This is a genomic window from Streptomyces sp. NPDC023723 (assembly GCF_040639815.1).
In the GTDB taxonomy this organism is placed as follows: domain Bacteria; phylum Actinomycetota; class Actinomycetes; order Streptomycetales; family Streptomycetaceae; genus Streptomyces.
In genome coordinates this window covers 24,672-51,325 of sequence record NZ_JBFAAP010000003.1, presented here as the reverse complement: position 1 = coordinate 51,325, position 26,654 = coordinate 24,672, and the positions used below count along the sequence as shown (strand labels likewise).

The 26,654-nt window shown below is 71.5% G+C and carries 17 protein-coding genes and 2 pseudogenes; 10 read left to right on the top strand and 9 right to left on the bottom strand.

The annotated features are described in order from the left end of the window. The first annotated feature begins 180 nt into the window (after positions 1–180). Positions 181–558: a peptidoglycan-binding domain-containing protein gene (locus AB0G32_RS05235; RefSeq protein WP_361158357.1), complete on the top strand. Its 378-nt coding sequence runs from the start codon at positions 181–183 to the stop codon at positions 556–558. Positions 559–673: 115 nt separating this feature from the next. On the opposite strand, the gene AB0G32_RS05230 is transcribed toward AB0G32_RS05235, so the two are convergent. The 3 genes from AB0G32_RS05230 to AB0G32_RS05220 all read right to left on the bottom strand — a co-directional run bounded on the left by AB0G32_RS05230 (position 674) and on the right by AB0G32_RS05220 (position 3,277). Further along, positions 674–1,198 carry a MarR family winged helix-turn-helix transcriptional regulator gene (locus tag AB0G32_RS05230; protein WP_361158354.1) on the bottom strand — a complete coding sequence of 175 codons (525 nt, stop codon included), beginning with the start codon at positions 1,196–1,198 and terminating at the stop codon, positions 674–676. Positions 1,199–1,207: 9 nt separating this feature from the next. Next, entirely contained in the window at positions 1,208–2,281 is a 1,074-nt protein-coding gene (locus AB0G32_RS05225; protein WP_361158352.1) for an alkene reductase, read from the bottom strand. Between the two features lie 75 nt (positions 2,282–2,356). Then, positions 2,357–3,277, bottom strand: a complete 921-nt coding sequence (locus tag AB0G32_RS05220) for an NADP-dependent oxidoreductase (protein WP_361158349.1) — start codon at positions 3,275–3,277, stop codon at positions 2,357–2,359. A gap of 157 nt (positions 3,278–3,434) precedes the next feature. Here AB0G32_RS05220 and AB0G32_RS05215 point away from each other — a divergent pair, with 157 nt between their 5' ends. Next, positions 3,435–4,196, top strand: a complete 762-nt coding sequence (locus tag AB0G32_RS05215) for a ZIP family zinc transporter (RefSeq protein WP_361158347.1) — start codon at positions 3,435–3,437, stop codon at positions 4,194–4,196. A 71-nt stretch (positions 4,197–4,267) separates the two neighbouring features. Here the strand turns inward: AB0G32_RS05215 and AB0G32_RS05210 are convergent, their stop codons facing one another. From AB0G32_RS05210 to AB0G32_RS05195, 4 genes and pseudogenes are all read right to left on the bottom strand, one after another. After that, the gene (locus AB0G32_RS05210; RefSeq protein ID WP_361158345.1) at positions 4,268–5,101 is read right to left on the bottom strand and encodes a PIG-L family deacetylase; all 834 of its coding nucleotides are present in this window, start codon (positions 5,099–5,101) and stop codon (positions 4,268–4,270) included. 397 nt (positions 5,102–5,498) lie between these two features. Next, positions 5,499–5,648, bottom strand: a pseudogene (locus tag AB0G32_RS05205) (Uma2 family endonuclease); the annotation flags it as partial. 186 nt (positions 5,649–5,834) lie between these two features. Next, positions 5,835–6,443 (bottom strand): hypothetical protein, encoded by a 609-nt coding sequence (locus AB0G32_RS05200; RefSeq protein ID WP_361158342.1) that lies wholly within the window; start codon positions 6,441–6,443, stop codon positions 5,835–5,837. A 699-nt stretch (positions 6,444–7,142) separates the two neighbouring features. Next, positions 7,143–7,294 (bottom strand): annotated as a pseudogene (locus AB0G32_RS05195) (VapC toxin family PIN domain ribonuclease); the annotation flags it as partial. A gap of 219 nt (positions 7,295–7,513) precedes the next feature. On the opposite strand from AB0G32_RS05195, the gene AB0G32_RS05190 reads away from it, so the two are divergent. The 5 genes from AB0G32_RS05190 to AB0G32_RS05170 are packed head-to-tail and all read left to right on the top strand — an operon-like array spanning position 7,514 to position 22,494. After that, the gene (locus AB0G32_RS05190) at positions 7,514–8,872 is read left to right on the top strand and encodes a hypothetical protein (protein ID WP_361158340.1); all 1,359 of its coding nucleotides are present in this window, start codon (positions 7,514–7,516) and stop codon (positions 8,870–8,872) included. Positions 8,873–8,919: 47 nt separating this feature from the next. Then, entirely contained in the window at positions 8,920–13,164 is a 4,245-nt protein-coding gene (locus AB0G32_RS05185) for an AAA family ATPase (protein ID WP_361158337.1), read from the top strand. A gap of 35 nt (positions 13,165–13,199) precedes the next feature. Beyond that, the gene (locus AB0G32_RS05180; protein WP_361158335.1) at positions 13,200–16,895 is read left to right on the top strand and encodes an AAA domain-containing protein; all 3,696 of its coding nucleotides are present in this window, start codon (positions 13,200–13,202) and stop codon (positions 16,893–16,895) included. Further along, on the top strand, positions 16,892–20,113 hold the full coding sequence (locus AB0G32_RS05175) for a hypothetical protein (RefSeq protein ID WP_361158332.1): 3,222 nt from the start codon (positions 16,892–16,894) through the stop codon (positions 20,111–20,113). Before AB0G32_RS05180 ends, AB0G32_RS05175 begins: the two co-directional genes overlap by 4 nt. After that, on the top strand, positions 20,110–22,494 hold the full coding sequence (locus AB0G32_RS05170) for an ATP-binding protein (RefSeq protein WP_361158329.1): 2,385 nt from the start codon (positions 20,110–20,112) through the stop codon (positions 22,492–22,494). Before AB0G32_RS05175 ends, AB0G32_RS05170 begins: the two co-directional genes overlap by 4 nt. Positions 22,495–22,553: 59 nt before the next feature. Here AB0G32_RS05170 and AB0G32_RS05165 read toward each other — a convergent pair whose 3' ends face one another. Both AB0G32_RS05165 and AB0G32_RS05160 read right to left on the bottom strand, forming a co-directional pair. Next, the gene (locus AB0G32_RS05165) at positions 22,554–22,922 is read right to left on the bottom strand and encodes an IS3 family transposase (protein WP_361158326.1); all 369 of its coding nucleotides are present in this window, start codon (positions 22,920–22,922) and stop codon (positions 22,554–22,556) included. A gap of 239 nt (positions 22,923–23,161) precedes the next feature. Beyond that, positions 23,162–23,785 carry a TetR/AcrR family transcriptional regulator gene (locus AB0G32_RS05160; RefSeq protein WP_361158324.1) on the bottom strand — a complete coding sequence of 208 codons (624 nt, stop codon included), beginning with the start codon at positions 23,783–23,785 and terminating at the stop codon, positions 23,162–23,164. Positions 23,786–23,908: 123 nt separating this feature from the next. On the opposite strand from AB0G32_RS05160, the gene AB0G32_RS05155 reads away from it, so the two are divergent. From AB0G32_RS05155 to AB0G32_RS05145, 3 genes are read left to right on the top strand one after another with little or no spacing between them, the layout of a single operon-like run. Next, entirely contained in the window at positions 23,909–24,919 is a 1,011-nt protein-coding gene (locus AB0G32_RS05155) for an ATP-binding cassette domain-containing protein (protein WP_361158321.1), read from the top strand. After that, positions 24,916–25,794: an ABC transporter permease gene (locus AB0G32_RS05150; protein WP_361158319.1), complete on the top strand. Its 879-nt coding sequence runs from the start codon at positions 24,916–24,918 to the stop codon at positions 25,792–25,794. Before AB0G32_RS05155 ends, AB0G32_RS05150 begins: the two co-directional genes overlap by 4 nt. A gap of 21 nt (positions 25,795–25,815) precedes the next feature. Then, positions 25,816–26,580, top strand: a complete 765-nt coding sequence (locus tag AB0G32_RS05145; RefSeq protein ID WP_361158317.1) for a siderophore-interacting protein — start codon at positions 25,816–25,818, stop codon at positions 26,578–26,580. Positions 26,581–26,654: the final 74 nt, after the last annotated feature.

The following is a 26,654-nucleotide window of genomic DNA, read 5'->3' as shown; positions in this document are numbered from 1 at the left end:
CCGGGAGTTCCGCCTGCTGGCTCGCGGGCGGATGGGGTTGCCGAGGGGATGGTGGCAGCTCATCGGGCGGTCTCGCGCACGGACGGACGGGCTTGAAGGCACCTATTGCGACACATAGGGCCTTGTTAGCTTTGCCGGGCAATGCATGGACATGACCAATCTATGCTGTGGGGAGAAATTGTGAGGTTTGTCCGACGTTCCGCCGCATCACTCGCTGTCGGTGCCCTGATCTTCACCGGGGCCACCGCACTGACCAGCGGATCCGCTTCCGCCGCGGCCGCCACTCCGGCGGTCGAGGCGGCTCCGACCGCCTACTACTGCGGCTACCACGGTGCCGTCACCCCGCCCACCATCTCCGTCGGAAGCTCCGGCAACGCCGTGCGCGAGGCCCAGTGTCTGCTGATCTTCTGGGGCTTCTCCGTGGGTTCCACCGGCGTCGACGGCCAGTTCGGCAACAACACCAGGGCCGGTGTCGTGGACTTCCAGCGCACCTGCGCCATCTCCGCCGACGGCATTGTCGGCCCGGTCACCTGGAACCGGCTGCGCAACGGCTGCTGACGCCCCGGCGGCACCCCGCCCGGACCGGAATTCCCCGGCCCGGGCGGTCCCTTGTCCACCACCCCGCAACCCCACAACCCCGCCACCCCACAACTTCCCAGAAGGCGAGACCGTCCTACTGGTCCGTCTGGTCCGTCTGGTCCGTCCGGTCCGTCCGGTCCGTCTGGTCTGTCGGAACCTGACGGTCATGGTCCCGGATCGACTGCCCGATCGCGTACGCGGACGCGGTGAACGTCTCGATCTGGTCCGCCGTGAGGCCGCGTACCGAGATCTCCTCCAGCGTGCGCCACATGTCGGCGATGGGCTCGCGCAGGGCGCGGCCCGCGTCGGTCAGCCGGACCACCATGACGCGCCGGTCGTGCGCCGACGGCTCCCGGGTGAGGAGTCCGGCGTCCTGCATGCGGCGCAGTGACTTGGAGACGGTGGAGTGGTCCAGGCCGACGGCTTCCAGCAGTTCGGACTGGGTCTGGCCGTCGCGGTCGAAGAGCTGCATCAGCAGCAGTTCCTGACCCGGATGCAGGTTCATGGCGCGGAGCATGGCGGCGGCGTGGCCGCGGTGGACGCGGGCGAGCTGGAAGACGGCGTAGCTGAGGCGTCCGTCGTGTGCCGTGCTCGGGGGCCTGAATGCGGGGTCGTTCATCGCTGCTCCTCAGGCGGCGTGGGTCGGGTAGTCGGTGTAGCCGGTCGCGCCGCCGCTGTAGAAGGTGGCCGGGTCCGGGGTGTTCAGCGGCGCTCCGGAGCGTATCCGGTCGACCAGGTCGGGGTTGGCCAGGGCCGCCGCGCCGACGGCGACGATGTCGGCCCGGCCGTCGGCGACGTCCTTGGCCCGGGCGGCCAGGTCCGCGCCCGCGCGGTTCAGCACCAGCGCGCCCGGCCACAGCGCCCGCAGGGCGTCCAGCAACGGCTCGTCGCCGCTGTGGATCAGGTGCAGGTAGGCGAGGTCCAGCGGGGCGAGGGCGCGGACGAGGGCCGGGTACAGCTCGTGCGGGTCGTCCTCGCGGATGTCGTTGTACGGGTTGCCGGGGGACAGCCGGATGCCGGTGCGGCCGGCGCCGATCTCGGCGGCGACGGCGGTGGCGACCTCGACGGCGAACCGGATGCGGTTGCCGACCGGGCCGCCGTAGCGGTCGGTGCGGGTGTTGGCGTTGCCGGACAGGAACTGGTGGAGGAGGTAGCCGTTGGCGCCGTGGATCTCCACGCCGTCCGCCCCGGCCGCGACCGCGTTCGCGGCGGCACGGCGGAAGTCCCCGACCGTCGTGGCGATCTCCGCGGCCGACAGTTCCCGGGGCCGGGGCATCTCCCGCGGTCCGGACGCGGTGAACATCACGCCCGCCGGGCGCACCGGCGAGGGTGCCACCGGCTGCCGTCCGTGCGGGGTGTTGGCGGGGTGCGCGATCCGTCCGACGTGCATCAGCTGTACGACGACACGTCCACCGGCGGCGTGCACCGCGTCGGTGACCTTGCGCCACCCGGCCACCTGCGCCGTGGAGTGGATGCCGGGCGTCAGGAGGTAACCCTGTCCGTCGGCGGACGGCTGGGTGCCCTCGGTGATGATCAGGGCGTTGGCGGCGCGCTGGGCGTAGTACTCGGCGTTCAGCTCCGTAGGCACGCCTTCCGCGGTGCTGCGGCCGCGTGTCATCGGGGCCATGGCCAGCCGGTGCGGCAGCCGGAGCTCCCCGGCACGGGCGGGCTGCCACAGGGCGTCGAGGTCGGTGCTGGGCATGGGGCGTCCTTCTGTAGATAGGGAGGGGGGACGGAGAGTGAGACGGCGAGGGCGGGACCTGGGAGAGGGACGGGATCAGCCGCCAGCCACCACCAGGACGACCTTGCCGCGGCCGTGCCCGGCGTCACTGGCCTGCTGCGCCTGCGCCGCGTCGGCGAGCGGATAGGTCGCGCCGACCGTGGTGACCAGCGCGCCGGCGGCGGCCTGCTGGGCGAGTTCGGCCAGCCGGGCGGCCGAGCGGCGCTGCGGGCCCTCGGCGAAGACGACGCCGAGTTCGCGGGCGCGGAAGTCGGCGGTGGTGACGATCCGGTCGGTGCTGCCGCGCAGGGTGATGGAGTCCTCCAGCGCGCCCTTGCCCGCGGCGTCGAACACGGCGTCCACGCCGTTCGGGGCGAGCGCGCGGACCCGCTCGACGAGGCCCTCCCCGTAGACCAGCGCGGTGGCGCCGAGCGAGGTGACGTACTCCTGGTTGGCCGGACCCGCGGTGCCGATGACGCGGGCGCCGCGGGCCACGGCGAGCTGGACGGCGACGGTGCCGAGCGCGCCGGACGCGCCGTGGATCAGCAGGGTCTCACCGGCCTTGACGTCGAGCAGGTCCAGGACCCGGTCGGCACCGTCGCTCGCCACGGGCAGCGCGGCGGCGTGCGTCCAGTCCAGGCCGGCCGGCTTGGCGGCGAGGACGGACTCGGTGGCCAGCGCGTACTGGGCGTAGGAACCGGTGTCGGACCAGCCCAGCACCTCGTCGCCGGCCTTCAGCCGCTCGACGCCTTCGCCGACCGCGTCGACGACCCCGGCGATCTCCCCGCCGGGCACGGCGGGCAGCGTGGTGGGGAAGATCGCCTCCATGATCCCGGAGCGGATCTTGCCGTCCACCGGGTTGACGCCGACCGCCCGGACTCGGACCCGGACCTGGCCGGGGCCGGGCTGGGGCAGCTCGAGCTCCGCCTCGTGCAGGACTTCGGTGCCGCCGAACGTGTCGAAAACGATGGCCTTCATGACTGCGTCTCCTTCGTGAGCAGGACCGCCGACCCCTTTAGGTGGCCAGCCACATGAAAGGTAGCACCGATTATGTGGCTGGCCAAGTATTGGTCGGCGAGCTCCCCGGGCGGCGTCCCGCCGAGTGATCGTCTCCGGCCCGGGTACGGGTGCCGTCATGGGTGACGTGGTGCAGGCGGGGCTGTGGGGACTGGTGGCGGGCTCGGCGCTGCTGCTGGGGGCCGGACTCGGCTACGGGCTGCGGGTGCCGCAGAAGGTGATCGCCTCGGTGATGGCCTTCGGGGCCGGAGTGCTGCTGTCGGCGGTCTCCTTCGAACTGGTCGGTGAGGCGTACGACCAGGCCGGACTCGGACCGGCCGCCATCGGTACCCTCGCCGGCGCCGCCGCCTACACCCTGGGCAACATGTGGCTGGCCCGGCGCGGTGCCCGGCATCGCAAGCGGTCCGGCAGCCGGTCGGGCGAGGTGCAGCCGTCGGAGAGCGAGCAGGGCGGGTCCGGGGCGGCGCTGGCGCTGGGGGCGCTGCTGGACGGGGTCCCGGAGTCCGCGGTCATCGGGGTGAGCCTGCTCGACGGCGGGGCGGTGAGCCTGGTGACGGTCGCGGCCGTGTTCATCAGCAACGTGCCCGAGGGGCTGTCCAGTTCGGCGGGGATGAAACGGGCGGGGCGCGGCAAGGCGTACGTCTTCGGCGTGTGGACGGCGATCGCGGCCGCCAGCACCGTGTCAGCCGTACTGGGCTACACGGTCATCGGCGCGTTCTCCCCGGCCGTCATCGCGGCCGTGACGGCGGTGGCCGCCGGCGCGATCCTCGCGATGATCGCCGACACCATGATCCCCGAGGCGTTCGAGGACGCCCATCTGGCGATCGGGATGATCACGGTGTGCGGCTTCCTGGTGTCTTTCGCCCTGTCCCACAGCTGACCGTCCACTGACCAGCGAGGACAGCCGGCACAGCAGGCCCAGGGTCTCTCACCTGGGCCTCCGGCACCGGATCAGCGCAGTCCGGCGAAGAGATCGTTCTCGGGCAGGGCGGTGCCGGTGGCGTCCTGGACCCGTACGAAGGTCTCCACGCCCATCAGCTCGCCGAACCGCTCCTTGCCCATCCCGAGGAAGAAGATGTTCTCGCCCTGACTGGCGTGCGCGGCCAGCGCGTCGAACTTCTGGCCGCTGAACGCGGTGGTGTCCACCCACGTGCTGATCTCGTCGTCGGGGAGGCCGATCTCGGCCATCGCGGCGGCCTCGGCCGGGTCCGGCTCCGGCATGTCCGGCTGCAACTCGCGCATGATCTCGCCGAACCGCCGCATCGTCGAGCGGGGCATCGTGGTCCAGTACACCTTCGGCGTCAGCCCGGTCATCTCCAGCGCCGCCATGGTGATGCGGTGGGCCTGGATGTGGTCGGGGTGGCCGTAGAAGCCGTTCTCGTCGTAGGTGACGACGACGTCAGGCCGGTAGTGCCGCATGAGTTCCGCGAGCCGGGCCGCCCCTTCCGGTACGGGGGTCTGCCAGAAGGACCCGGGGGCGTCGTTGCTCGGCCAGCCCACCATTCCGGAGTCGGCGTAGTCCAGCATCTCCAGATCGCTGATCTTCAGAACGCCGCAGCTCTCCTCCAGCTCCTGCCGGCGCATCGAGGCGACCGCCGCCGGATCGTGGCCGGGCTCGCCCGGTTTGACACCCCCCGGTCCGTCACCGCAACCGCCGTCGGTACACGTCACGAGCACCGTGCGGATGCCTTCCGCCGCGTACCGCGCGAGGACCCCGCCGGTCCCGGTGGCCTCGTCGTCGGGGTGGGCGTGCACGGCCATGAGCGTCAAGGGCCGGTCAGTCATGAAACAGTCCTCCTGCGGAAGTACGTCCTGGTCCGAGCGTGCGGCGGGCATGCCGCGACCCTGTAGCCCAGATCTCGGTAGGGGGGACGGACCACCTCGCGACCGCCGTGTTCCCGTCGCGAGGCGCCGGCCCCCGATCGGTGCAACCGCGCCGGACGTACCGGCTGTTCCCGGCCCGGCCACTCGCCTTCGGACTCCAGCACCAGCTACGAAATTCCGGTACGGCACGTGCAGCCCTGCCGAAGCCGACACCGCAAGCTGGACGGCAGCCACGGCGGCACTCCCGTGCCGCGCGGACACCCATGACCGACGCGTTACCGACGCGGAGAACACCACCCCGCCACGCTGTCCGTCCTCGCGCTCTTCGTGGCCCGGGCCGCCCTGCCCTACGACCGGTTCAGACCTGACCGAGGTCGATTTCCGCCGCGAAGGGGGCAGTGATCTTGAGGACGCCGGTGAACACGTCGCCTTCGCGGTACGTCCTCGTGGCGGGGTCGAGCAGGTACGTATACACCAGCGGGGTGCCCGTCGCGGCCTGCTCGACCCGCCTCCCGGCCACTGCGCGGCTGTCCGCGCTGGGAGAGCAACTCCCGGGCCTGCCAGACGCGGTCGGCGGTGGAGCGGCAGAGCGCGCGCCCCGCGCCATGTGCCTGGGGGACCTGACGCGACCTCGCGGTCGGCCCCTACGACATCCCGCGACTTTCTGCGACTCCCTGAGACTTCCTGCGACCGTTCAGATGGTCGGGGTGTCGTCGACAACCGGCCGGTGAATCTCGATGACCGGCTTCCACCCCGCGGAGAACTCGATGAAGTCCGCCCGGGTGGGGTACGTGTCGATCGCGCGGCGGTCACGCTTGGGACTGTCGGTCGCCTTGCGCCCCCGGGGAATCTGCTCCTCGAAGATGTCGACCTTCACGTCGGGAACCTCCTTGAGGCCCTGGCGCCAGATCTGCACGACGTCGGCGCCGAACGCCTGCCGGACCGCGGCGTAAAGGGCCGTGAGGGCCCCCTTGTCCCCACCGGGGACGAAAAGTGCCAGGTCCAGCACGACACCGGAGGACTGGAGGACCTCGATGGTCACCGAGTCGTTCTCGGCGGCCACGTAAATCCCCGCTCCATTCTCGTCGTCGGGAAGGCAGGTGACCTCTTCTTGGAATACGGTTCTCGCCGTGACCGAGCCGCCCTCGAAATTGTCGCCGGACTGGGTCAGAAAAGCAGGGACGTAGCAGTCGGGAAGCTTGAGTTCTGCCGTGTCGGCGGAAACGAAGATCCTGTCCTTGACGCCGAGCTTCGTCACCTCTTCCAGCGAGAGTCGGCGAGCGGCGATCTTCTCCGTGTTCACGATTTCCCTTTCAGGTTGCACTGTCCCTCCGAACAATTACGCTACCACGAAAGCCCGAGGTCAACTGCCCAGTAATCACCGGGCGTATGGCCCTCGACGCTGCTGCCGGACAGTGTCCCCCGTCATGGTGTTGGGGATCAACTGAGGGTTGCGTTTCGGTGCGTTGAGTAGTGCAGAGGAACTAAAAGAGAGTTTACGGTAGGTATCGCCCATATGGACTTCGGGGAGGCGGTGGCGAGGTAAGGCGCTCCATTCGTCGGGCGCCTCGAAGGGTGCGGCGGGAAACAACTGGTGCGCCGCGGAGGGTGCTCTCTTCCGGCGTATCTCGTTCGGGCGGAAGCGGCGGCGGGCGACTGGCGACCGGTGACGGCGGACAGCAAAAGGCCCGGGGCGACCTGGGCCTTCATCATGGAGGCGGGTGACGAGAATCGAACTCGCGCTCTCAGCTTGGGACGCGACGGCGCTTGTGCGGCCGTGTGGCCGTTGACCTGCGCAGATTCGTTGTTTCGGCATCATGGCGCGGGCCCGCGCGTCCGCTGTTGACCGTGGTTGCCCGTTCTCACAGGCACGCTGTGGGCACGAGTCGCGATGACCAGTGGGCAGATCACGGGAACGAACAGTGCCGCGCTCGGCTGAGCTCGGGCGGCGGTCCAGTCGGGAAGGACTCTGGCCAGAACAGCCGGCGCCCGCCCCGTTGGCTCATTTGCCGGCTCCTGGTCCGTACCACTGAAGTGCCTGGCCGGTGACGGCGACGACGCACTCGAAGTCCCGGTCGCGGGCCGGAGGATGAGCCCCTGCAACTCGGCTGTGGCGGCGACCACGAGGTGGACAGTTCCGGCACTGTGGTGCTGCGACTCGTCCCGCGCCGCCCCCGCGCACTAGCAGCCCGAGCCGTCAGTCGTCCGCCTTCGTAGGCTCCGGTGGCGTGGAACGTCTCGTCCGGAGGTAAGCCTGTATCGCCCCCCGTGCTCCTCCAGTAACTTTGCTCCATGGATTCGACGATTGTCCGGGACAGGGATCCTGCCCGGCCGGGGGTCACGCATGACGCAGTCCTGGTCGTGCCCGGGATCATGGGTACGGAGTTATACGAGGCCGCCACGGGCCGCATGCTGTGGGGCATGCGCAAGGTGGTGGATTACGCCGCCCGTTGGGACCTCGAGAACGGCATGGACGCGCTGGCTCTGACCGACGACGAGCGCGCGGGCCGACTCGGCCGGGTGGTGCCCGGCCGACTGCTGCGGACGCCCGCCTGGATGCCGCTGACCGACGGCTTCGAGCCCTACACCCCGCTGGTCAAGGGCCTGCGTAAGGCCGTCGTCCACCCGTCCGCCGTCGACGAGTTCGGCTACGACTGGCGGCTGTCCGTCGAGCACAACGCCAAGTTGCTGGCCGACAGGATCGACCAGCACCTCACCGCCTGGCGCGCCCATCCCGACTGCCGAGCGGCCAGGGCCGCTGCTCCTGACCAGCGGCCCGCCCGGATCGTCCTCGTCGCGCACTCCATGGGCGGTCTGGTGACCGCGGCGCTGGGGCTGATCCCGGGGGCTCTCGACGACGTCCGTGCCGTGTTGACCGTGGGAACGCCTTTCCACGGCGCTGTCAAGGCCATGGAGATCCTCAACAGCGGCCGCGGCATGCTGGGTCTCCCCGCGAAGAACCTGTGCCGGCTGGCCTGCACCCTGCCCGGCGTGCACGACCTGCTGCCCAGCTACCGCTGCCTGGACACTGGGGACGATGTGGTGGCACTGACCCCCGGTGACGTGGAGTCCATCGGAGGAGACCGTGAACTGGGCGAGCGGGCCTTCCGATTGCACGCCCGGCTCGATGAGGTCGAGCTGCCCGGTCACCGCATCGTGGAGGGCACCGCCCAGCACACCACTCAGTCTCTGCGTATCCGGGACGGCGTGGTCGAGGCTCGGCACGTCGGCTATGACCGGCACGACGACGGCGAACTCCTGCGCGACGAGATCGGTCGGCTTGTCGAGTACGACCACGGCGGCGACGGCACCGTCTACCGCTACTCCACCACCCACCGTGACGTGGAGACCTACCCCGTCGCCCAGCAGCACGCCGCCCTCGCCGTCACCGGCTCGGTCCTCGACTTCGCGCGTGGCCTCCTCACGGGAAACCGGCGCGGCGCCCGCCTCGGCGGCACCGACGTCGGTCTCGACACCCCTGACCGGGTCCCGGTCGGCAGCCCTTTCGAGGTCATGGCGCGCACCGAACAGGGTCCGGACCGGGTCAGCTGCCTGGTGGAGGACGCCGGTTCGGAGGCGCTCCAAAACCCGGTCCGCAAGCCGCTGCTGACACCTGTTCCGGGGGAGGAGGCACTGCTCAGCGCCCGTGTGCTGCTCAACGACCCCGGCCTGTACCGGGTAAAGGTGGGCGCCGGCGGCGACCCTGTCACCCGGCTGGTGATGGTCGGCTGAGCGGAGTTCGGCCGCGCAGAGGGAGACGACACGGGGAGTAGGACCGCATGCACGGTGACGGGCTGGACGGGGGCCTGCCCGGCCATCTCGGCCAGGACGACGGCTTCACCATTGTCACGCTGCCGATGGACACGTACGTCGACACGAGCCGCTTCGCCGAGCTGCCCGAGGTCGTGGCGGAGGCGGACGGCGTCACCGAACTGCTGAGCGACTGGGGCGGTGAACACCGGACGTGGCAGGGCGAGGACCGCACCCGCGGGGCCACCGAGGCACGGCTGCGTGAGTGGTCCCGGGCGCGTCCGCCCCGCGACTCCATGCTGCTCTGGTTCGGCCACGGCGAGTCGAACGAGGACGACGCCCTGCTCGCCGTCCGCGGCTCGGGCGTCGACGACGAGGACGACAGCGTCAAGCCCGACCAGCTGGGCGATCACATCGTCCGCCAGTTCCGCGGCCGGGCCCGCGAGGACTGCTGGGCTGTCGTGGTCGTCGAGGCGTGCGGAGCTGCCCGCTTCGTCGACAAGCTGTTGATGTACGTCGTGAATCGGCGCGCTGCCGAGCGCCTGGTGATCATCGGTTCGGGGGCCGACCAAGGCTGGGGATACCTGGCCTCCTTCCGCGAGGTGCTCACCACGGTGCTCGGCGAGTTCTCCGGCAACTACAGCCACATACGCCTCAGGGACCTGGCGCAGCGCATCCAGGACCTGCTGGAGCCGGGCCGGGTCTGGTACCAGCTGGCCGGGGACGAGGTCCTGATCCGCCGGGACGGGGCGCCCGCTTCCGTGATCATGACGCTGGAGGACTACGCACGACCGCGCGCGGCGACGGCGCCCGCGGTGCCGGCCGCCGATCCCACCCCCGTCTCGGCCGACGCGGCCACCCCCGTCCCGGCCGGGTCGCCCTCCGGCGAGCTGTCGTGGCTGTTCGTCGGACGGTCCGGGGAGCGCGACCGGATAGCGGGCTGGCTGGCGGACACCGACCATGGCGTGCTGGCGGTGACCGGGCCGCCCGGTTGCGGGAAGTCCGCGCTCCTCGGCCACATCCTGTTGCGCGCCGCGGGGCACGGCGAATCGCCCGGGGCCGGACCCGCGTTGCGGCACGGTCCGTGGCCCGAGGACGTCCCGCGGCCCCGGGCGGACACCTTCCTGAACCTCACCGGCGCCTCGGTCCGGCAGGCCGTGGGGCAGCTTGCCGAGGTGTTCGCCGTGGCGACTTTGCCGGACGCCTCCAATGACGACGAACGCATTCGCGCCCTCCTGGACGCCGTACGGCCCGGTGAACGGCGCTGGACCCTGTTCGCCGACGCCCTGGACGCGTCCGACGACCCGAACCGGCTCGCCGACCTGCTCCGTGCGTTCGGCGCGCTGCCCGGCGTGCGCGTGGTGGTGGGCACCAGGCCGTCGTCCACCGACAGCCTCGATGTGCCGCGGGCCGTCGGGGAGGACCTGCTGGAGGGGCTGGGGTGGCCGGCGGCCGAGGTCCTGCGCCTGCGACGGGACCCCCAGGACCTCGCCATCTACGTGCGCGAGGCCCTGCTCGCCGAACGCGGTGCGTTCGCGCACCCGGAGATCGACCTCGACGCGGCGGTCCAGCGGGTCATCGCGCTGGTCTGCACGGCGCCGCAGCCGGCGGCGGAGCGCGACTTCCTCTACGCCACGCTGGCGGTGCACGAGGTCATCGCCGATCCGACGCTGCTCCTGGACCGCAGACGGGCCGACCTGGCGGACCTGCTCGGCAAGGACCACCGACGGCTGTTCGCCGCCGTGGTGGCGCGGCTGAGGGACGCGCTGCCGGGCAGTACGGCCGTCCTGCGCGCCCTGGCCTTCGCACAGGGCCACGGTCTGCCCCGGGCCGAACGGATCTGGGCCACGGTCGCCTCCGCGCTGAACGACACCCCCGTGGACGCCACCCTGCTGGATACCGTGGCCAAGGCCGCGGCGCCGTACATCATGCTCGACGCCGAGGACGGACAGGCCGTTTACCGGCTGGCGCACCGCGCCTTCCGCGACTTCCTCCTCGGCGGCGACGAGCCGCGGGACACCCGGCGGGCGCGGCAAGACCGGCTGCGCGTCGTCACCGCCCTGACCCGGCTGGCCGCGGTGAAGGACGAGGGCATGACGGCCGTTCCGCGGCCGCACCCCTACCTGGTGCGCCATCTCGCCGGGCACGCCGCCGAGGCGGGCACCGAGGGCTGGCGGGTGCTGGCCGGACACCTCGGGGTGCTCGACCATCTGGACCCGGCTGCGCAGGCCGGTGCCGCGCTGCGGTCGGGCGCGGGACTCGCCGCCCTGCCCACGGAGGTCACCGGGGCCCTGGCCTTGGCGCACCTGGCTGTCGCCGCCTCTCCGGCCGACCGCAGAGGACTGCGTGAGCTGGGCAGCCGGCGGATCGGGGGTGCCGCCCCGGCTGCGCCCGGCATGCCGCCGTACGACGGTCCCGCCGCATCCTGGACCGTGCGGTGGGCCGCGCTGCCGCCGCACGCCCCGCATCTGACCCTCGCCGGACTGAACGCGCCGATGCGGTCGTTGCAGGCGCTCGTCCGCCGTGCGGACGGGCGGAAGCTGCTCGTCGGCGCCGGGGACGCCGGAGTGGTGCGGGCCTGGGACCTGCGCACCGGCCTGGAGACGGCACCCGCACTGCGCGGCGGACCGCGCGAGGGAGCCCAGTGCGCGCTCGCCCCGCTGCGCGGACCGGACGGAACGGACCTGATCGCCGCGGCCGGGAACGATCGCACGCTGCGGCTCTGGGACGCGCTGACCGGGCGGCTCGCCGCCCCGGCGTACTCGCTGCTGGGGGACGCCGTACGGGCCATGGCGCCCTTCGCCGGGAAGCTGGCGATCGGCGACTTCCAGGGCCGTCTCTGGCTGTTCGACCCCGCTGAGGGCCGGGAGGGCCGTTGCCGGACCGGCCACCACGGCCCGGTGAACGGCATGGCGGTGTTCGAGGAGCCGAGCAGCGGTGCCGAGCGGCTCGTCACGGTCGACGCGAAGGGCTGGGCGCTGGTGTGGCGGGCCGATCGCAGCAGGCGCGAGACCGAGTGGCAGGCCCACGGCCAGGGCGCACGCGCGGTGACGGCGTACACCGACCCGCGGTACGGGGTGGTGCTGGCGGTCGCGGGTGAGGACGGGACCGTGCGGCTGTGGGACCCGCGCGGACACGGGGAGCTGGGGCGGCTGACGGGGCATGAGGGGCCGGTGTACGCGGTGACGGCGTTCGCGGATCCGGAGGAGGGGGTGGTGCTGGCGACCGCGGGCCAGGACGGGACCGTACGGCTGTGGGACCCACGCGGCAGGAGCGCCACCGGGCAGCCGACGGCGTTGCCCCCGGTGCGGGCCCTGGCGGAAGCCGCCGACCCGGCGCACGGCGGCGTGCTGTGCGTGGCGTACACCGACGGGGGCGTCGCCCGCCTGAGCGCGGCCGACGGCACCGCGCTCGACGCCCCGGGCCCCCGCGGCGACGTCCTGGCCCTGGCATCCCTGCCGGATCCCGAGGGCGGAACCCTGCTGGCCACGGCCCACAAGGACGGCACCGTCCGGATAGACGGCGCCCTCACCGGCGGTGGGAAGTGGGGAGTCGAGGCCGAAGCGGGAGAGCGAGACGGCGAGGTCGGGCGGAACGGCGAGGCCGTACCGGGGAAGTCGCTCGGCAAGCCCGTGCCCTCGCAGCGCCTCGCCTTGGCCCTGTCGCCCCTCGCGGCCCCTGTGGAGTTCCTCGCCGGGCTGCGACTGGCCGGGGGACATCCAGCCTTCGCCGGGCTCACGGCCGCCGGGGAACTGCGCTGGTGGGACGCGCGCAGCGGCGCTCTCCTGGGAAGTGTTCCGACGGGGCTGCAGGCCCCCTTCAAGGCGATGACCGCGATCCCGTACGACATGACGACCGTCCTGGCCGTCGTCGGCGACGGCGGCCACCACGTCTGGTGGTCGGCCGGCCCGGAGGGGCCCTGGAACCCGCTGTTCCCCGGCCGGCCGGGCAGGCTCGCGGCGGTGGCGGTGGTCCGCGGCCCGGCGGAGACGCCCCGGGTGCTGGTCACCGTGGGCCGCGAGGGAGAGCTGCGGGTGTGGGACCCCACGGGCACCCGGCTGCTGCACACGGTGCGGCTGGGGCTGCGCTGCCACACCCTGACCGAGCTGGGCGAGGGAGGCGTCGCGGTGGGGACGCAGGACGGGGTCGTCGTGCTCGACCTCGATCCGAGCGCGTGGGCCGACGAGGGCGAGCCGGACGACGAGGACACCGGCCGTGGTGGCGTGGTGTTCGCCGAACGGGCTGACAGGTCGTCGGAAGTCGCCCGAGAATGACGGCACGAGGGGACGCCGAGGGGAACGGGGCGCCGTTGAGCGACGTAGAGAAGTACAAGGAACTCATCGACCGGCTCTTCTGCCGGGACAACGCCCAGTTCGAGGGTTACACCCTGTTCGGCGAACCGGAGATCGTGGTTCCCGAGCGCCTGGTGCGGGCGACCCTGCACCGCCGTACCGACGCACCCCACGGGCACGACGCCTACCAGCTCACGATCTTCGACAGGATCACCGACCTGGCCGGCGAATTATGGGAGCACACCGCCCGCAACCTGCTCCGGGTGGGTGCGCTCAACCACCCGGCCCTGCCGCAGATCGCCATGGGCAAGTTCGTCCCGAGCGAGGACATCGCCTTCACTCTCACCCGGGAGCGCGGCAAGCCCATCAACATCGACCACACCGTGGCCTGGGCGCGCCGCAACCCGGCCCGGGCCTTCGAGCACTTCAGCACCCTGCTGGACGCCCTGAACGAGCTGCACTCGGCCGGCATCATCCACCGCAACCTCACCGCGGCCTCCCTCAACACCCATGTGATCGATGTTTCGGAGCCGGACGAGGTCGACATTGTCCTGTCGCGGTTCGAGATGAGCACGCTGATGGGGAACGTGATCCGCACCGTGGGCGCGGGCAGCGGAGCCGAGACGGTGGCCGAGGTCCGCCAGTTCTACACGGCCCCCGTCGGCATCGATCCTGAACGCCATCTTGCCTACCTGGCACCGGAGTTGCACGCCTACCTCTTCGACGAGCACACCAGTGTCCGCCGGGACTGGGTGACCACCGATGTGTACGGCCTGGCGGCCACTGCCTGGGAGTGGTTCTGCGGACGCATCCCCGACGTCCTGCCCGAGCCGTACGCGGAGGTGCGGCGGGCCGGACCGGCGGGCCGCAAGACCGCCCTGGCCCAGCTCCAGCGGGCCATGGCCTCGCACCTCGCCACCGCCGAACTGCCCACGGCCCTTGCCGACGCGCTGCGCCGCATGATGGAACCCCACCCGGACAGTCGCTGGACCGCCTACCAGGCGGCCAAGCACCTGGGGGAGAGCTGGCAGAAGATCCGCGCCCACTGGGCGGGGCCGGAGGAGAGGCGGCCCCGGCTCGTCGCCTTCATGCCGGACGAGAACGTGAAGATGCTCTATGAGGACCGGAAATGGATCCGGCACTCCCCTGCCACCCCGGTCGGTCAGGAGGAACTGCGGTTCTTCCTCCAGCGCGAACTCGCCGAGGCCGTGCTCGTCCACTCGGCTCGCGGCGCCCTCGGCTACGCCACCGGGCCGGAGGACCGGCTCAAGGAGGCGCAGTGGGTGCTGATCGGACGGCGAGCGGTCTGGTTCTGCGCCGTCCTGTACGACCCCGTCCCCATGACGAACATGCGCAAGCACTTCGAGCAGATCCTGGTCATCAAGTACCTGCGGGACAAGGACATCACCATGGAACTGGTGACGGCCAAGCGCAGACGCAAGATAGAGAGCGGGCTGGAACTGATCCCCTTCCGACCCGGTCAGAACATGTCCCAGGTGGTCAAGGACCGGCGCTCGTGGACGGACCTCCAAGAGGCGGTGCGCGGACACGCCCGCACCGACACGCTCAACGAGATGTATCTGCGCTCCCTCCAGTTCCTCCTCAATTACCAGCGTATGGTGCTCCAGGCCCGCTCCTACCCCTTCCGGGTGGTCGGCGCCGCTCAGCAGGGCCTGGTGACCATCGAGTTCGACGAGGAAGCGGATGCCGACCGGCGGCACTCGTCCCCGATGCTGTCGGCCTACGCGCTCGACGAGCGGCGTCGGCCGCGGTTCGCGGACTTCTTCGCCGCTCTCGACGGCGAACGCGAGGGCAAGGCCACCCTGCTGAACCTGGTGAGCCGCGGCTCCACCCGTGAGCCCTATTTCGGCGGAAAGACCTTCACTGCGGTCTTCCAGGAGTACGTCGACCCGTACACGGTCAGAGTCTCCGTGCAGGGCGCGGGCACCATCCCCAAGGCGGGCTGGATCCGGCACGACGACGACGGCGGCACCAGTCCCCAGCTCGACCGCCAGGAGCGAGGGTTGGCCCTGCTGCGGGCGCAGCCGCTGCTCATCGAGTCGCTGCGCGAGCCGTTCTCCTTCGACCTCGGGCGTGGCCGCTGGATCGACGCGCATCCGCTGGCGGGCGAGGTCGACTTCGACGCCGTCTCCCGCAAGCTCATCGAGCGGATGCTCGGCACCCACCCGTTCTTCGCCCTGCAGGGGCCGCCCGGCTCCGGCAAGTCCACGCTCACCGCCGCCGCCGTCCGCCGCAATCTGGCCGTGGAGCAGGGCGCCCGCATCCTGGTCACCTCACAGTCCAACCACACCCTGGACGGACTGGCCCGCAAGCTGATCCAGCAGCAGAGCCCGCGCACCCTCATCCTGCGCGAGACGCCCGCCGAGAAGGAGGACGAGGTACGGGACGAACTGGTGCGCGCCCATACCCTCACCCATCTGACCCGGTCGGTGCAGGACGCCTCGACCCGGCTGCTCAGGGCCCGGCTCGTCCGCAAGCCCTACGAGCATCCGCCCTACGTCGATCAGCCGTACTCCCAGGATCTCGTCGAACTGGCGGAGCGCTGGTGGATCGACCTGCCGAACCTGCCGCCGCTGAAGGGGGCCCGCCGGGAACTGGCCGAGCAGTGGCTCAAGCACATCACCTCCAACCAGCTGGAACTCAGCGACCGGATCCGCAGCGGCGCGAGTGTCGTCCTCGCCACCTGCTCCATCGCCGCGACCGTCAACGACGGGCGCTGGGACCCCAAGGACCTGTTCGACTGGGTGATCGTCGAGGAGGCGGCCAAGGCGTGGTCCACGGAGATCATCGTCCCGCTGGTGCTCGGTGTGCGTTGGACCCTCATCGGTGACCATCTACAGCTCGGACCGCACCGCGAGGAGGAGCTGGAGGCATTCCTCGACTCCCTGCGCAACCACCCGGACCCCATGGTGGCCCTGGAGTACGAGCAGAAGGATGACCACCGCAAGGCACTGCGGCTGTTCGAGCAGATCTTCGCGGGCAAGACCGAGGCCGACTACAAGCTGGCGGACTCGGCCGTGGGCCGGATCGAGAAACAGTTCCGCATGGACAAGACGATCGCCGAGCCGGTCAGTCGCGCCTTCTACCCCCGTGTACCGCTGCGCGAGGAGGACGGGCTGCCCCTCAGCTTCCTCAAGACCCAGCAGCACAAGCCGCACGACCTGACCGAACCGGCCTTCCTGCGCGGCCGACCGCTGGTGTGGGTCGACACGGGCGGCTGCGAGGGGTTCGGCGACGAACCCCGCTGGCGGAACGATGGCGAGGTGAACCTGGTGGACCGGATCGCCCAGTCGATGCTGCCGGCGTCCGCGCCGCCCGACCGTCTGGACGATGACGGCAGCCTCGCCGTCCTCACGCCTTACAAGGCCCAGTTGGAGCTGCTGAGCGGCCGGGACTCGGTGCGCGGCCGCGAGTACACCGTGCACTCCTTCCAGGGCCGGGAGGCCGACCGGGTCATCGTCTCCCTGGTGCGCTCCACCGCGGACCCCGGCGGCGGCATCGAGCGCAACGTCGGCCATGTGGGCAGCCGGGAACTGATCAACGTCCTGATGTCACGGGCCAAGCGGCTCCTCGTCGTTGTGGGCGACCTCCGGCATTTCGCCACCTACGGCGGTGAGCACTGGGCGACGGTGATCAAGGTGCTGCGGCACTACGGCGAGGTCGTCTCCGCCGACGAGGTGAGGACGCGGTGAACGATCTCGTCCAACTGGCGCTTCCGTGCCGCATGGTGACCCTCAAGATGGAGGTCGGTCCCGAGGAGGGCGACACCACCCTGGAGACCCTGGTCACCAAGGCCGTCGGTACCGGCCTGGCCAAGGTGCAGGAGCTGGCCGACCTGTTCGTGCTGCCGTACCGGGTGGTGCTCGACGTGGTGACGTCGCTGTGGACCCGGGGACTGCTCACCATCGACCTCCAGAGCGGCGCCCTGGAACTGAGCGACGGGGGCCGCGACAGCATCCGTGCGGCCGCCAGCACCGCACTCGCCGAGGGCAGCACGACGCAGGAGACCCGGGCCTACCTGTTCGAACCGATCACCGGCAGCTTCTTCGCGGAGCGGGAAGGCACTCCGAGGGCGGCCCCGGCGGCTCTGCGCGCCCCGGTCGACCACAGCCTGAAGGCCTCCGATCTGCCGCCCCGCGATCTGCTGGCCGCGGTCCGTGCGGCCACCCGGTACGGCGGCGGGGCCGGTTTCCGGCGCCGCATCCTCAATGTCAGCTTTGGCAACCCCCTGCTTCAGCCGCCCGACGAGATCCGCTGGTACACCGTCGGTGTGCAGGTCCGGACCGACGAGGACAGCGGGCGGCTCACCGTGTCCGTCTCCGACGCGGGCAAGCGGTTCTGGAGCGCCCGCGCGGAGTCCCGCTTTCAGGAGTACTTCGCCCGGATCGGCGACAAACAGCCGGACAGCAGCCTGGTGCAGGCGCTGCGCGGCAGGGCGAGCCGGGTGCTGCTGGAGCCCGAGGGGGTCCCGCAGCTGCTGAACCGGCTGGCCGCCCAGGTGGAGAAGCTGCCGACGAGCGAGGCCGCACAGACGGCGCAGGCCCAGAAGAAGCTGGAGGAACTCGGGCGCCGCATCCAGCAGCGGCTGCGGGCACTGCTCCAGGCGCGGGCGGGCCTGGAGCCGATCGAGAGCGTCCAGGGGCACGAGTGGGCGCTCAAGTACTTGCTGGAGAGGGCGCAGCGGCAGATCGTCATCGTCTCGCCCGCGATCCGATACTCCACCCTGAGCGGACTGCTGCCCGATCTGCGCGCCGCGCTGCGGCGCAAGGTCCGTGTCGTCGTGTCGTCGGGCCGCACGATCAGCGACACGCCAGCCCCGGAGGTGCGCACCGCGCTGAATGAGCTGGCCGCCAAGTACCCGGGCCGGGTCCTGCTGTCCTCCGCGAGCGCGCGCACCGCGGGGTGCGTCGTGGTCCAGGACAACGTGCGCGCCTACGTCAGCGCGCACAGCCCGCTCGACCTGGTGAGCGGTTTCGCCGGCGAGCTGACGGGGCTGCTGGTCGAGCCGTCGAAGTACGGTCCCGCACTGCCCGGCTGCGTCACCGAACTGCTGTTGTGGGTCCGCCGGTCCGGGTTCGCCGGGCAGAACCGGCTGAAGATTCTCACCCAGGAGTCCGAGTTCCCCGAGGCCGAGGCCGGCCCCGCCGAGCCGTTCGGCGCCGAGAACACGGAGACCCCGCTGCCGCCGGGCCCCGCCGACGGCACCCCGGAGATGCTGCGGATCTGGGCGGCGAGCTGGCGCGAGTACCAGGCCGCGCTCCGTGACACCGTGCGGCAGGCCACGGACGAGGCGCCGAGCGTGGAACTGGTGGAGGACGGCTCCCACCAGGACTACCTCTGGCAGGCGCTGCACGGTGCCACCACCCGGCTGGTCCTCGCCGACGACCGCATCAGCCCTCGCGCTGCCACCGAACGCGTCGCGCGGGCCATGCGGGAACGCGCCGAGAGCGGCGTCGCCGTTCACCTGGTGCAGCCCTCGGCGGGCAGGGACACCGAGGTGCAGTCGTTCACCGGCGTCGTCGAGTCGACACCGGGCATCACTGTGCACCGGCGTCGCACGGGCATCCGGGCGGTGGTCTGCGACGACACCCTCCAGCTCGGCAGCTTCGCCCCGCTGGGCCGTAACTCCGTTCGCGCCGAGGGGCCCAGCACCGCCAGCCAGGTCGGGGTGCGGGTTTACGGCGCCGGGTTCGTGGCCGACGTGCTGTCCCGGCTGGGTGTCGCGCAGGAACCGGAGCACGAACCGGCGCGGCGGGAGACCGGGGCGCCCGTCTCGCGGGTGACCGACGGCGCGATCGCCGCCTACGCCGCTCTGGAGAAGGCGCGTGCGGCCCATGCCGAGGGTCGCTACGGCGAGGTGATGACGGAACTCCTGGGCGATCTCGACGACCCCTGGCGGGTCCTGGAGGTGTGGGAGGAGCGCGAGGTTCCGGTCGCCGATCTGCGCCGGGGCGCCGCCATGCTCCTGCGGTCCGCCGACCGGGTGCCGGCCGTGCACCGCCTTCGTTGGGCCCGCTGGCTGGTCAGGGACGCCTGGAGACGGTACGCCTTCTTCGAGGCCGCGCTGATCGGGCGGATGCTGCCGAACGACGGGGAGCCGCTCACGGTGGCGGTGTGCACGGCGGCGCTGCCGCTGGAGTTCGGCCCGGTGGGCGGCGCTCTGGAGGTCGCCGCCCTGGAGGTCGAGGACCCCCGGGACCAGAGCGCGGCGGCCGTCGGCGGGCTCGCCGAAACGCTGCTGTGGGGCGGCCCCGCCGGCGGCCAGGTGGTCGGGCTGCTCCAGGAGGCGCTGCCGCCGCGGTGGCGCGAACTCGCCGCTTTCGTCGGCGAACTGGGGCCGCTCGACGGCGGCCTGCCGCTGGACGCGTTCAGCGCGCAGCTCGCCACGACCATGACGGCCGCGGAGGTGGAGGAGCGCTGGGCCGAGCTGGCCCGCAGGATCGACGAGATTCGGCGGCGCCGCCAGCGTTTCAACTTCGACTCGGGCCAGGCATGGCACGACGGGATGTTCGCGGCGGACGGCTTCCTCACCCTCATCGAGGCGGCCGCCACGGATCCCGCGCTGCGCCCCGCGCTCGGCTCCGGCCTGCCCTCCGAGGTCCGCCGCCATGTCGACCGGCTGGTCGCGGCCGCCGGGCAGGAGCGCATCCAGTGGGGCAGGCAGACGTCCTACCTCAACCGCATCGAGGCGCTGGTGCTGGAGGCGCGCAGCCTGTCCGCCGCCGCGAGCCGCGCCGACGCCGGGACCGCGGTCCCGGTCGCCTTCCGCGGCTTCGCCGTGCGGACGGCCGGGGCATGGGACGGGCTGTTCAGCGAGGCGGACGTCCTTCAACCGCCGTATCGCCACCCCGCGCTGGCCCTGCTCCAGCGCCTGGAGCCGGTGGCCACGTGGGCAAGGGTGCACGCATGACCGACGACCCCCTGATCGACCTGCTGAGCCAGTGGCCGGGGCGGTTCCGCTTCGGCCGGCTGGCGGTAGCGCTGCGCTCCCCGGAACGGCTGGACGAGGACGTCCTCGTCGACGCGGTGCTGCGCGGCATCGCCGAGGACGAGGACGAGCAGTCGGTCTTCGGCAGCCTGCTGCGGGAAGGCGAGCTGGAGGCCGCCGAGTATCTGCTGGAACACGGCCCGTTGCCGGACCGGGCCGGCCTGTCCAGCCGGCTCCAGGCCCTCGCCGACCGCCGTCAGGAGCTGCGCGACGAACTCAGGGACCGCCGCGACGCACTGCGGAAGCGGGCAGGCGACGCCGACCTGACCCTGCCCGAGCTGGACATGGCGGAACTGGAGCGCAGCTGCGCCGTGTCCTGGACTCGGACGCTGCGGCTGCTGGGGATCGCCGAGACGGCACTCGAGAAGGGGCTGGCGGCGGGCCGGGAGGCGCTGCGGGTCCGGCTCGCGGAGCGGGAGGAGCAGGGGGCCACCGACCCCGCGTGGGCGGAGTCGAGCCGTGCGCTCATCGACGCGGGGCTGCTGCGGGTCGCGGCCCGGCAGATCGACGACGGGACGCGCAGCACCGGCCCGGAACAGGTGCCCGCGCTGCCCGCCTGGAACCCTGAGCTGTCGCCGGCACAGCTCCTCGAATGGCACCTCGACCCCATCCAGCGCCAGCGGCAGGTGCGCTACGCCCATTGGGCGCCGGACGACGACTCCGCCCGGGAACTGCTGGAGGCGTACGCCTCCCTGGACGACGGCGGCTTCGTCGCGGCACAGCGCTTCGCCGCGGCGTTCAACGCCTACCTGCACGCCGACGACCTCGACCAGGTCAGGACCGAGGAGATCACCGGCGGCTACCTCGCCACTGTGGCAAGGGCGTTCGCCGATCCCGAGATCGAACGGTTCTGGCCCGTGGGCAACCTGGACCTGTTCATCGGCGGCCCCGAGACCAGGGAGCCGGAGGGCCTGGACGCGATGCCGCCGTATGTCGCCGTGGGCGCCGCCCTGGCCGCACCGGCGGACCGCAGCCCGTGTGCGGTGCTGGTGCTGCGGGACCTGCTCCAGCTCGCCACCCTGCATACGGGCCGGTCCACGGCACTTGCGCGCCTGCTGGGACGGCAGTGGCCGCTGGCGACCTTCGTCGGCCGTACCCCTGGCGCACTCGACGAGCGGCTGGGCCCGGACGAGGCCACGCGGTGGTCGACGCTTCGCTGGATCCTGGACCTGACCGGGCTCGGCGGCATCGTCGTCGCGGATGCGCTCGCCTTCGCGACCGGCTGGGATCCCGAGCTGCTCCACCTGTTCCTCCAGGCTCTGGCCGAGCGGCAGGGCCGTGCCGGCGGGGGCGAACGGTGGCTGTCCCGGTGGCGGGAGGAGCGGCAGTTCAGGGCCGCGGTCGAGGACACGGTGCTGCGGCCGCTCGGCCCGTCACGCGTCGCGCGCATCGCGTTCTGGGCCGCGCTCACCGCGGCACCGGCCGGCGAGGGGGTCACGGCGGACGAACTGCTGGCGGTGGCGCAGCTCACGGCCGACCTGGTGCCCGACGCCGACGTCCTCACCGCGGCCATGGCCGGGCTCGGCCGTCTCCGGCTGACCGAGCAGGCCTCCGCGGAGCGCGTCCGGCTGCGCCGGTGCGGGGTGCTCACCTTCCTGGGCGAGCGGGCGGAGCAGCGGCTGGAGACGGCCCTGCGGGACTGGGCGGCGGACTCGGAGGCGGCCGCGTCCGAGGACCACGGTCATGCCGTACGCCTCTGGGAGGCCCGACGGCACGGCCTCAGCTCCGACTACGAGGAGTACCTGGCCGTCCTGGAGGGCGGCACCCCGGCCGCCGACCTCGACGCCCGGCTGGAGCGGCTGGCGCGGCAGACCGCCGAGTTCTCCGCGGACGAGCGGGGAGTGGCCGGGACCACCGATCTGGTGCCCATGCTGCGCGAGACGATCGGCCGGTGGCAGCAGGCGTTCCCCGGCGTGCAGGTGGAGACCGGCGGACCGGACGCCGCCGTGGCGCGGATCAGCGCCCGCGCCGCCCAAGCGCTCTTCTACGAGCTGCTGGCCAACGCCGGTGAGGAACTGGCCGGTTCGGAGACGGGGCGGGTCTCCGTGCGTGTCGAACCGGCTGGCGACGAGTGGCTCGTCGACATCCGCGACAACGGAGCCGGGATCACCTACCCGCCGGGACGGGAGGACCTGGTCTTCCGGGCGGGCCGCTCCACCAAGGGCGAGGGCCGGGGCGACGGTCTGCACCGTGCCCGTGACATCGCCGAAGCCGCCGACGGCGCGCTTCTGCTGGTCTCCCGCTCGGACGGCCACCCCATTTTCAAGGGCGCTCATTTCCGACTCATCCTGGCGAAGGACTGACGATTTGGCCCACAGATGTGTAATGCGTCGCCCGGCAGACGGGGAATTGACGACAGGACCTAGCTAGTGCGGTCCGGGGCGTTCGCGACGAAGTCACGCTCGATCAGGTCCAAAGCCCGTTCGGCTGCCCGGTCCTGAACGGTGGCGACCACCCGCTTTCCGCGGACGACCCCGGTGAGACCGAGTTCCCGCATCAGCCGCTCGACCGTGCGGCGTGCGACCTGGTGGCCTTGCCGACGCAGTCGGTGCCAGATCCCGCGGGCACCATAGACGCGACAGTCGGCATCGAAGACCTCCTGAGCCAGGGGCTTCAGCTCTTCGCGGCGTCGTAGGCGGAGGAGGGCAACGCTGACGCCATGCTCGGTGAGCACGGTGCAGATCGGCTCGACACCGCCGAAGCGGTCGCGGTGCTCGTCGATGAACGTCACGAGCGCGGAGGTGGCCGGCCGAGCTCGGCCGCGAAGAAGGCCGAGGCCGCCTTGAGGATCTCGTTCGCCCGCCGGAGCTCGGCGACCATGCGCACCGCATGACGCCGCAGCGCGGCGGGATGAGGGGAGGGACGTGCCGTAACTCGTCCTCTCAAAGAATCGAGTCTCCACTGGACCCGGAACGGTTCACGCAGCCTGATCCAGCCCAACTGATCCACAGGTCTTGACGATTACTCGGCTCACACGCCTGGTTGCGCCCTGGGGCCGGTCTGGGCGGGGAGGTCCTGGAGGAGCACGGCGATGGCCTGGTTGAGGTGGTGGCGTAGCTGGTCGCCGGGGACGTCTTGGTAGTGGTCGGAGAGGAACGTGAGCGGGCCGAGCACGGCGCCGAGGACGCAGCCGAGACGGACCCGGACGGCGGGATCGACACCGGGGTCGGCGAGGAGCCCGGCGAGGGGGGCACCCTCGTTCTGGAGGCTGGGTCCGATGGCCGGGTCGTCGGCGAAGAGCGCACGGTAGGTGTCCTCGTCGCGTTCGAGGGCGTAGAGCAGCTGACGTTGGCCGAGGGCGATGTCGATGACCCGCGGGAGGGCCCGCTGCCATGCGGCGGGGTCGGTGCCGGCCACGAGCAGGCGGTCGACCATGCCCTCCTGGGCCTCGAGGGCCCGGCCGACGACAACGCGGGCGATGTCGTCCTTGGTGTGGAAGTGGTGGTAAACGGCGGCCTTGGTGATCCCGAGGGCCTCGGCGATGTGGCGCAGCGAGGTGCCCCCGTAGCCCTGGCGGGCGAAGAGGTCGATGGCGGCCTCGACGACCCGCTCCCGCGTCGAAGCCGGGGTCGCCGCCGCTTTGGTCGAAGTCACGGTCACAGTATGTCACCATCTTCTTCTTGCCTAGTCGATCGGCTAGTGCTAGCTTGCCGAACGGCTAGCAAATGCTTGTCGATCGGATTGCGCGTCGAATCGTAGCGAGAGGGAGCCGCTGTAGTGAGCACAGATGGGCCGATCATCGAAGCCAGGGGACTGGTCAAGCGATTCGGGTCGACCGTCGCCCTCGACGGGCTGGACCTGGTGGTGCCGACGGGCAGCGTGTACGGGCTTCTCGGCCCGAACGGTGCGGGCAAGACGACCGCGGTGCGGGTGCTGGCCACGCTGGTCCGCCCCGACGCCGGCCAGGTGCGCATCGCCGGCCACGACGCTCTGGCCCAGCCGGAACGGGTTCGGGAGGTGATCGGCCTGACCGGCCAGTACGCCTCGATCGACGGGTTCCAGAGCGGGCGCGCCAACCTGGTCATGCTCGGCCGGCTCAGCGGCCTCTCCCACCGCCAGGCCAAGACCCGAGCCGCCGACCTGCTCCACCGCTTCGATCTGGACGACGCGGCCGATCGGGCCGCGGGCAACTACTCGGGCGGAATGCGACGGCGCCTCGACCTGGCCGCCAGCCTGGTCACCACCCCACGGGTACTGTTCCTCGACGAACCCACCACTGGTCTCGACCCCGCCAGCCGCCTCGGACTGTGGGAGACGGTGACCGATGTCGTCGCCCAGGGGACGACCGTGCTGCTCACCACCCAATACCTCGAAGAGGCCGACCATCTGGCCCACAAGATCGCGGTGATCGACCACGGCCGGGTCGTCGCCGAGGGCACGCCGAGCGAGCTCAAAACGGCGGTCGGAGCCACCGAACTGGTGGTCACCATCGCCACCGACAGCGACCTGTCCGCCGCCGCCGACCTGCTCAAGGCGACCGGGTTCGCCACCCGCCCCATCCAGGTCGACACCGACGGCCGCCGGCTCCGGCTGCTGGCCGGCGAGCGGGCACACATCGCCAGCGACCTGATCAGCGCATTGTCAGGGGCGGGCATCCACGTCGACCTGCTCAGCGCACAACAGCCCAGCCTCGACCAGGTCTTCTTGATCCTCACCGGCCACGCCGCCACCACCGGACCCGCAACCGGCACCGCCACTCCGCCGGCTTCCCGAAAGGCGTCGGCATGACCTCCGCCCCGACCCTCTCCGTCCCGTCTCCGGTCCTGGGCGAACCCCGCCGGCGCAGCGGAACCCGCCGCCTGCTGGTCGACACCGCCGTCATCGCCCGGCGCAACATCTCCAAGACGCTGCGCGAACCCGAGTCCCTGCTCGACGTGACGGTCATGCCCATCATGTTCATCCTGCTCTTCGGCTATGTGATCGGCCCCGCCATCAGCCTCGCCACCGGGAGCGCTCACACCACGACCGACCAGTTCCACTCCTACCTCATCCCCGGCATGCTCGGCTTCACCATGGTCAACGCCGCCGGCGGCAGCGCGGTGGCCATCGCCGCCGACATGGGCGAAGGCATCATCGACCGGTTCCGGTCCCTGCCCATGTCGCGCGCCGGGGTCCTGCTCGGCCGCAGCATCGCCGACCTCGCCACCTCGGCCCTGGCCATCGCCGTGGTCGCCGTCACCGGCGTGATCATCGGGTGGCGTCCTCACCACGGCGTTGGAGACACCATCGCCGCCTTCGCCCTCGTGCTCCTCTTCGCCTACGCCATCGACTGGCTCATGCTCTGCCTCGGCCTGGTCATCCGCAACGTCGAAGGCGCGGATCAGACCCGCCTCCTGCTGCTGTTCCTCCTCGGCATGGTCTCCACCGCCCTCATCCCGGTGAACCACCTGGCCGGCTGGCTCCAAGCCTTCGCCTACTGGAACCCCGTCAGCGTCCTTGCCGCCGCCAGCCGCCACCTCTTCGGCAACCCCGACCCCGCCGCCACGTCCAGCGCCTGGACCATGCAGCACCCCGTCGCGGCCAGCCTCATCTGGTCCGTCGGCATCACCGCCGTCTTCGCCGCCGCCGCCGTCCACCTCTACCGCACCCGCGCCAGCCACTAGATGTCAATGATCGGAGTATCCATGGGCACATCCGCCACCAACCCCGGCACTCTCGGCGATCGGCTTGCCGGCCGGTTGTTCGTCCGATCCGCCGTCACCGAGGTAGAACCGGTCGCAGCCCGGATGCGCCGCATCCGTCTCAGCGACCCCCGCCTCGCTTCCCTGAGCTTCACCCCCGGCCAGCACCTCCGGGTCCTCGTCAGTGACCTGCTCTCCCTCCAGGCACTGCGAGAAGGGTTCCGGGACGCGCTGCGGACCTACTCGGTGTGGCACCACGACCCAGCCAACATGAGCATCGACCTGTGCGTCCTCGACCACGGTGACGGGCCCGGCGCCCGCTGGTCCCGTCAGGTCGCCGTCGGCGACGACGTGTACTTCAAAGGTCCCGAGGGCAAGTTCGTGCCCCGCCCGGCCGCCTACCACCTCTTCGTCGGCGAGGAAACGGCGCAAGTCGCCTTCGGCGGCATGCTCCGATCCCTCAACCCCGGCACGCCGGCCCACGGCGTCATCGAAGTCGACGACGAGGCCGACCGCCTTCCCCTGCCCCACACCGAACAGATCACCTGGCTGTCCCGTCACGGCGCCGGCGCCGAACGCTCCACCCCGCTCCTCCAGGCCCTCCGCTCCCTCCAACTCCCGGACGAACCGGGCCACGCCTACATCGCTGGCGAAGCCAAGACCTGCGCCGCTGCCCGTCGGCACCTGGTCCAAGACCGCGGCTGGCCGGCCCGGTCCACCATCTCGGTCAAAGCGTTCTGGACGCCAGGAAAACGAGGCCTCGAATAGAAGATCCGGATCAGGCTGGTGAGGCAGGGCCGGCGGGTCTCGGACATCTGGCCACGGTCATCGACCTGTTCTCC